The 7,912-nt window shown below is 48.2% G+C and carries 1 protein-coding gene; it reads right to left on the bottom strand.

What is annotated here, in order from left to right:
• Positions 1–21: 21 nt before the first annotated feature.
• Complete coding sequence (locus MHB85_RS13070; RefSeq protein WP_341073054.1) at positions 22–7,842, bottom strand: amino acid adenylation domain-containing protein; 7,821 nt, start codon at positions 7,840–7,842, stop codon at positions 22–24.
• Positions 7,843–7,912: the final 70 nt, after the last annotated feature.

Genomic DNA, 7,912 nt, shown 5'->3' with positions numbered 1-7,912 from the left:
TGGGATGAAAATAGACAAATATTAATCCTCAATCAGCTCATATTCGCTTAATAAATCTTCAAGATCCTCTAATGACAAGTCACTAAATCCATAGTCGGAAGATGTCTTCTCCGCATGTTCTTTGCTGATACAGTGATCAACCACCTGTTCAATGGCTTCAATATAATACTGGTTTAAATTAAGAATCATTTCTTCTGAAAACGCAGACTTGGTATAGGTTGTGCTAAGGGCCAGGCTTCCGTTATAGATGGCTACATTTAGCTCAATCGGATTCATGCGGGCAATGTGCTCGCCCATGCTTTCTCCCGGTTTAAAATGCGAGGCATGAACCCACCCGGAATTTGCAGATGCTCCGATCTCTCCCAAATAGTTAAATAGAATTGGAGCCTTCTTCTCCGCCTGTAACTCCGGCATCCTGGCCACATATTTCAGCGCTCCATAGCTGAAGCCTTTATGAGGTACCTTGCGCAATCCTTCTTTCACCCGTTTGATGGTGACCGAAAGCTCGTCCTCTACCTCCCCTTCCAGCAGCACCGGATACAGGGTCGTAAACCAGCCCACGGTGCGGCTGAGATCGATGCCTTCCAGCACATCCTCCCTGCCGTGGCCTTCCAGGTTCACCTTCAGCTTCAACTCACCCGTCAGCTTCCGCACCGCGAGGTACAGCGCACTAAGCAGCAGATCATTGATCTCCGTCTGATAGGCCCGATTGCTCTCCCGCAGCAGCTGCCGGGTGACTTCCATACTCAGGGTGCTTTGCACGGTATGGCTGTCCGCAAATCGATCTGGTTCCGCCGATTCCTCCCGCTCTCCCAGGTTCAGCCCCGCCCCCTCCGCTGCAAGTCTACTCCAGTAGGCTCGCTCCTTCGCGGCCTGCGGGCTGTTCGCGTAATCCTGCACAGCTTCTGCGAAACGCTGGTAAGAGTCGGTCTTCTCGCCCGCATCCAGCTCTTCTCCCCGCTCCGCCTGCTGATACAGCACTTCCATGTCTTCCAGCAGGATTCGCCAGGACACCCCGTCCACGACTAGGTGATGAATCGCCAGCAGCAGATGGTCTCCGTCCTCGGCTTCAAACCACCCGACCTGTACCAGCTTGCCCTCTTCCAGGTTACATGCCTGCTGCACCCGGGTAGCCGCCTCATAGACCTGACGCTCCGGTTCAGCCCAGCCCCGTGTATCAAATCGGTGCAGGGTATACATCCGCTCTCCAGTTTGAACCGGACGGTTGAATTGGCGGATGCTACCATCTGCTTGCATCTCATACCTCATGCGCAGCGCATCATGATGCTCCAGCAACCGATCCAGCACCTGTTCCAGCACGTCCGGCTTGAACCCGGCCGCCCGATGCAGCATGAAGGACTGTGTGAAGTGATTTTGTTCCGTCGTGTTGTTCGCAAAAAACCACTGCTGAATCGGGGTCAGCTGCACTTCTCCTTCCACCGGCTCCTGGCTCCGGCGCTCACGCTGATCCCATTTCACATACGGGGAGAGATCCCGAATCTTTGGATAGGCAAACAAATCCCGGACCTCCATCCGCAGTCCCGCTCGGGCCAGACGTGATCCGATCTGGAGTGCCTTGATGGAGTCTCCCCCGGAGACAAAGAACTGGTGATTGATGCCCAGCTCCTCCATGTTTAACACGTCACGCCAAACGTCCACCAGTAGGCGCTCCACCTCGTTGCGCGGTGCTTCTGTCTCCGGCGCGGCAGGCAGATGGTGGTCCGGCTCAGGTAACGCCTTGCGGTCCAGCTTGCCATGAGACGTCAGCGGCAGCTGATCCAGCTGCACCACATAGGCTGGGATCATATAATCCGGCAGTTCCGCTTCCAGCCAGTCCCGAACGGTAGCAGCTGTCCACACTGCTTTGCCTTCGGCTACAACATAGGCGCATAACGCCCCATTTCCCTGCGGGTCCTGATGAGCCAGAACCGCTGTTTCCCGGATCGCCGGATGTTTCAGCAGTTGTTGCTCGATCTCGCCAAGCTCAATCCGGTATCCACGGATTTTCACCTGTTGATCGGTACGCCCCATAAATTGCAGGTTGCCACCAGGTAGCCAGCGCACCAGATCACCTGTCCGGTACATTTTGCCGCCAGGTTCATGCGGGTTGTCTACAAATTTCTCGGCTGTCAGTTCCGGATTATTAAGGTAGCCCTGGGCTACACTGTTGCCCGCAATGTATAACTCTCCTACTACACCAACTGGACATAATTGATGATCACTATTCATCACGTACGTCCATATGTTGGGGAGCGGCTTGCCGATCGGGATATTGCCGTGAACCTGATCTACCCGTTGGTAGGTGGTAGCAACTGTGTTCTCGGTAGGCCCATATGCATTGATCAGCGGGTAGTCAGGAAGAAACGAAAGTTTCAGCTGTTCTCCTCCAGCAATTAGCAAACGCAATGAGGTATTAGGTTGATGGATAAAAACTTCACACACCTTTGGCGGCAACGTGATCAATGTAATGGAGTGTGCATTCATATATGCATTTAGCTGAGACATATCCAGGCGCAACTGAGATGGGATGATGTGCAGCTCTGCCCCCACCACCAATGTCGGAAAAATATCGATAATAGACCCATCAAATGTAATTTGTAAATAATTAGCTGCACGATCTCGTTCCGTTATCTGCTGAGATTCAATGAAGCCATAACAGAAATTGGCGAATGATCCATGCTCAATTAATACACCTTTGGGCAATCCGGTTGAGCCTGAGGTATAAATGATGTAGGCCAGATCATGGTCATTATGTCTTATTTTTGACACGCCATGCCGAGCCGTTCTTCCACCCTTCTCCCGAATGCTCTGTATTGGTGAGCAATGATCGTCAACCACCAAGGCTTCACAGGAAACCCCGACTCTGTTCACTTGAGATAACAAATGTGCTTGAGTTACAACCACGCTGGCACCGCTATCCTCCAGCATGTAGCGAATACGTTCCTCGGGAAAGGCAGGGTCCAAAGGCATATATGCTCCACCCGATTTGAGAATACCAAGTAAACCAACCATCATTTCCAATGAACGATCCATCATAATGCCTACAGGCATTTGTTTATGCACTCCAAGATCCAGTAGAGCTTCCGCAACATCGGTAGCCCGTTCATTCAGTTCGCTATAGGTTAGTTGTTGCCCGTCATATACAACAGCTACTTTATTGGGATAATGAACTGCATGGTCTGCAATCTGTTCCGGAACGGATTTTCGTTGGGCGTAGTCCCGAACATTGTTGTTGAACTGGTACAGCAGCAGCTCCCTTTCCTTTTCTGTCACCAGATTGATCTCACCAATGGTGCGTTGAGTATCGTTTACAATCTCTTTCAAAATTTCGTTATAATGTCCGGCCAGTTTCTCAATGGTCTCTTCTTTGAACAGCCTGGAGGCATACCCGTAAAACATCTCTATCCCCTCCGCTGTCTCCAACGCGGTTACGCTCAGATCAAACTTGGCTGTGGGATGACTGAACGGATAGTATTCAGCCAGCAAACCATTAGCGTCCATTCCCGTTGTCTGTTCAGCCTGAAGGGTAAACAGGGTATCAAATAGCGCACTCCGACTCGCATCCCTTTTCACTTCAAGTTTGCTTACCAGTTCATCAAACGGATAGTCCTGATGGGCAAAGCCGTCAAGCGTAGTATCTCTAATATGATGAAGCAACTGCTGCAAGGACATATCGGGTTCAGGATAGAAGCGTAATGCCAGCGTATTAACAAACATACCCACCATATCTTCCAATTCTGGATGCTCTCTTCCTGCCACCGTAGTCCCTATAATGATGTCATCCTGGGAAGTGTATCGGGCAAGAAGTATCGTATATGCGGTTAACAGCAAAACAAACAGCGTTACACCGTTTTCGGCAGCCAACAAACGCAGTTTTTGTGTCAGTTCGAAATCCACTGCACATTGAAGCCGGTTTCCTTCATAACTCTGAATCGCAGGTCGGGAGAAATCGAGCGGCAAATTTAACACGGGCAATTCACCTTTAAGCATGTCTGTCCAATATTGCTGGTGCTCTTGCCTTTGTTCCTGTTGTTCCGGAGCCAGAGACCATTCAGCATAATCTTTATATTGAAGGGTGAATGGTGCCAGTTGTTTATGTTCATAGATTTGCCCTATTTCCTGGATAAGGATATCTATGGACACCGCGTCTGAAATCAAATGATGCATATCAAGACATAAATATTGGCTGATCTCCGTTCGCCATAATGCAGCTCTGAACAAAGGGGCCTTCTCCAGATCAAAGGGTTGGATAAATGAATGTATGAACGGATCGAAATCCTGTTGCAACCCGTTGCCTACAAGAAGATTGAAGTTCACTTGGGCATGAATACGCTGCACGGGCTCACCATCGATTTCTGTAAAAGAAGTTCTCAGCCCTTCATGTCTATGAATAATTTCAAGCAATGTCTGCTCCATACGTACCTGTTCAGCTTCTTTTGACAATCGGATAATAAGGGGCATGTTATACATCAAACCCGTTTGCTGCACCCGATCCAGAATGTAAAGTCTGCGCTGTGCAGCGGACAATGGATAATGTGGCTTTTCGTTTGCCTTTTGGATTCGGAAAGTGCGCTGTGTCTCCACTGTTCGAAGCCATGCAGCCAGCTGCCTGATTGTAGGCATGTTAAAGATATCCTTGAGTGTAATCCGAAGCTCTAACTTTCTCTGAATGGCTGACATCATAGCAAAGGCTCTCAAAGACTGACCACCCAGCTCAAAAAAGCTATGATCTACACCAATCGGCCGAAGCTCCAGTATCTCTTCCCAGATGGACGCCAGTATACATTCCAGCTCATTGCTTGGGGCCACATACGTCGTATTGGCCATGCTGTCCACATCGGGATGGGGCAAAACGTTAAGATCTGCCTTACCATTGAGGGTACGTGGAATTTGCTCCAAACTCATAAACCATGAAGGAATCATATAAGCCGGCAATCGCTCTCTCGCATGTGTTTTCAGTTCATCAAAGCCATGCACATGCTCTGGCGAATTCCAGACAATATACGCACATAGGCAGAGCTGACCTTTCTGATCCTTTTGAGTGATAACCACAGCGTCGCTTACATCAGGATGATCTGCCAGATGATGCTCCACTTCCCGAATTTCAACGCGATATCCACGTATTTTAATCTGTTCATCATTTCTTCCAAGAAACTCTATATTTCCATCCGGCAGCCATTTCCCCATATCCCCGGTGCGGTACATTTTGGTCCCCGATGCAAGCAGATGATCTACAAAACGGGATTCTGTTAGCTCGGCAAGGTTGAGATATCCCTTAGCGACCCCTGCCCCCCCGATGTATAATTCCCCTGCTACACCAATCGGAACGGGTTGTTGATGTTCATCAAGTATAAACACCTCATAGTTACCAAGCGGACTACCTATGGGAATAGATACTCTTCCTTCGTCCTGTGGCATCACACGATAATATGTAGCACATACCGTTGCTTCGGTAGGTCCATATGAATTGTACACTTGAGCCGAACCGACCATATTCCGGACATATTCGTATTTCAGGACGTCCCCACCACTGATAAATTTCATGTTGGCATGTGGACGCAGGTGCCTGTTTTTGTCCAACTCGTTCAGAAGAAGCGGGGAACAACTTAAAACAGTGATGTTCTCTTTTTCAATCTGCATAACCAGGTCATCCACATGCGTTTCGTTGAGCTTGCCACTAAGAACAATACGTCCAGATACAGCCAGCAACGGAAATACTTCCTCAGTGAACGCGTCGAACGAAAAGGACACCACCTGAAGAACCGTATCTTCCTCTGTTAGCGGTACTCTGTTCAAAAATGCAGAGATATAGTTCAATACATTTCCATGAGTCGTCATAACTCCCTTCGGCGCACCTGTCGAACCGGAAGTATAGATCACATAGGCCAAATCACCTTGATGATTCACTCGTTCCGGGTTGCCTGGTTCCATATGTTCAATCTCCGGATTGTCCATCGCCAGCTCGGATGTGATGTGGAGCCTGTCTCTGAAAGGACACCCGTTCAAAAGCAACACAGCCCCGCTATCCCTGAGCATGTATGATACCCGGTCATCAGGCAATTCAGGATCAATGGGCAGATAGGCAGCCCCTGCCTTGAGAACTGCCAGTATTCCAACAATCATGTCCAAGGATCGCTCCACCATAACACCGATGATCGAATTGGGCTTTCCCCCTTTCACTCGAAGCAGGCGTGCCAGCTTATTTACTCGTTCATTAAGTTGCTTGTACGACATGGATTTTTCCCCGTGGACTACTGCGATCCGTTCAGGTGTAGATGCAGCGCGTTCTTCAAACCAATCATTTAATGTGCCCTGGTACGAATCCACTCGCTTGCTGTTAAACTGGTACAACACCTGATCTTCTTCCTGCCTGGACAACATGCGAAGCTGACTTACCTTTTGCATGGCGTTTGACGCAATCTCATTCAACATATCCATCAAGTGACTTAAAAAACGTTCCATGCTATTTCGGGCAAACAATTCGGAAGCATATTGCAGATCCAGTTTCATGTGACTGCCGTAATGGATTACAGTGAGACTGAGATCAAATTTGGAGACGGGCAGATCGAATTCACACATTTCCGCTTGAAGCTGACCAAGTTGGAACACATAATCCTCTGCGTGCTGCAAATCAAACATCGTATCAAACAGCGTGTGTCTGCTTCGATCCATGGGTAAGTTCAGTTTTTCAATCAGTTCATCAAAAGGATAATCCTGATTCTCATATGCGTTCAAGGTATGTCTTCTCACCTGATTCAAAAACGCGCTGAATGTCTGCTCCGGGTCTATGTTATGTCGTGTTGCTATTGTATTGGTGAACAAACCGATTACTGATTTGAGATGATCATGCGACCTGCCTGCGATCGGGGTACCCACGATAATATCTTTCTGTCCAGTATATTTGGATAACAGTACTACGTAGGCTGATAAAAGCAGCATATACATCGTTACGTCATGCTCATCGGCAAGGCGCTGCAAATTTCTCGTTAATTCCTGATCCAATTCGGTAACCATTCGTTGACCGGCGTAATTTTGCTCTGGGGGGCGTGCATAATCCAGAGGCATTTGAAGTTGTGGCAGTTCCCCACTCAGCGTTTCCAACCAATAGGTCTCCTGCTTTTTCAGATCACCTGAACGTTCTTTGGCTTTCTCCCATGCTACATAGTCCTTGTACTGGATGGAAACAGGTGTCATCGGTTTGCCACTGTACAGTTCAGCCAGTTCATTCAAAAACAGCGCAAATGACATCCCATCGGATACAATATGATGCATGTCCATGAGCAGTACATGCTGATCTTGATCCAAGCGGACCAGTTCAGCCCGCAGCAGCGGAGCCTGTGTTAGATCAAAAGGTCGAATAAATTGTTTGATCTTGACCAACATATCTGATTCATTCCGTTCACTGAAATCAAGCTTAAACCGAATTTCAGAGTGAATCTTCTGAGCAGGCTCACCCTGATCATCCACAAATGACGTTCGAAGTGCTTCATGTCTCTCCATCACGCGTCCAATCGCTTCTTCAAGTAAATCCAGTTCGAGATGACCCGTCAGCTTCACCGCCATTGGAATGTTATAAGCAATTCCCTGATCGTCCATTTGATACAGAATATACATTCTTTTCTGAGCCCTGGACAGAGGGTACATCTCGTTGGTCGACTCTTGAGCCTTTGGAATAGGCGCATTCCATACTTCTTCCTGATGGATCAGAAACTGAATAAGAGCCTGTTTGTGTTCTTTAATCTGTGATTTAAGGTCAGCATCGATTTCCTCACGCGGTCCGATCATTTTGATTTTTCCGTCTTGATGGTACAATTTCACATTTCTTCTCTGTAAATGATTCATAAACTCCGCAATGTTCATAGGAATTCACCATTCCTTTCAGTATGACGCCTAAGACATGGAATTCCGGGAG

Source organism: Paenibacillus sp. FSL K6-4396, from assembly GCF_038002525.1.
Classification (GTDB): Bacteria; Bacillota; Bacilli; order Paenibacillales; family Paenibacillaceae; genus Paenibacillus; species Paenibacillus amylolyticus_B.
The sequence above is the reverse complement of the archived record's forward strand: the minus strand, read 5'-3'. Positions and strand labels throughout refer to the sequence as shown.

Coding starts and splice junctions, on each gene's coding strand:
- MHB85_RS13070 (WP_341073054.1), bottom strand. CDS start 7,842: ATGAATCATTTACAGAGAAGAAATGTGAAATTGTACCATCAAGACGGA.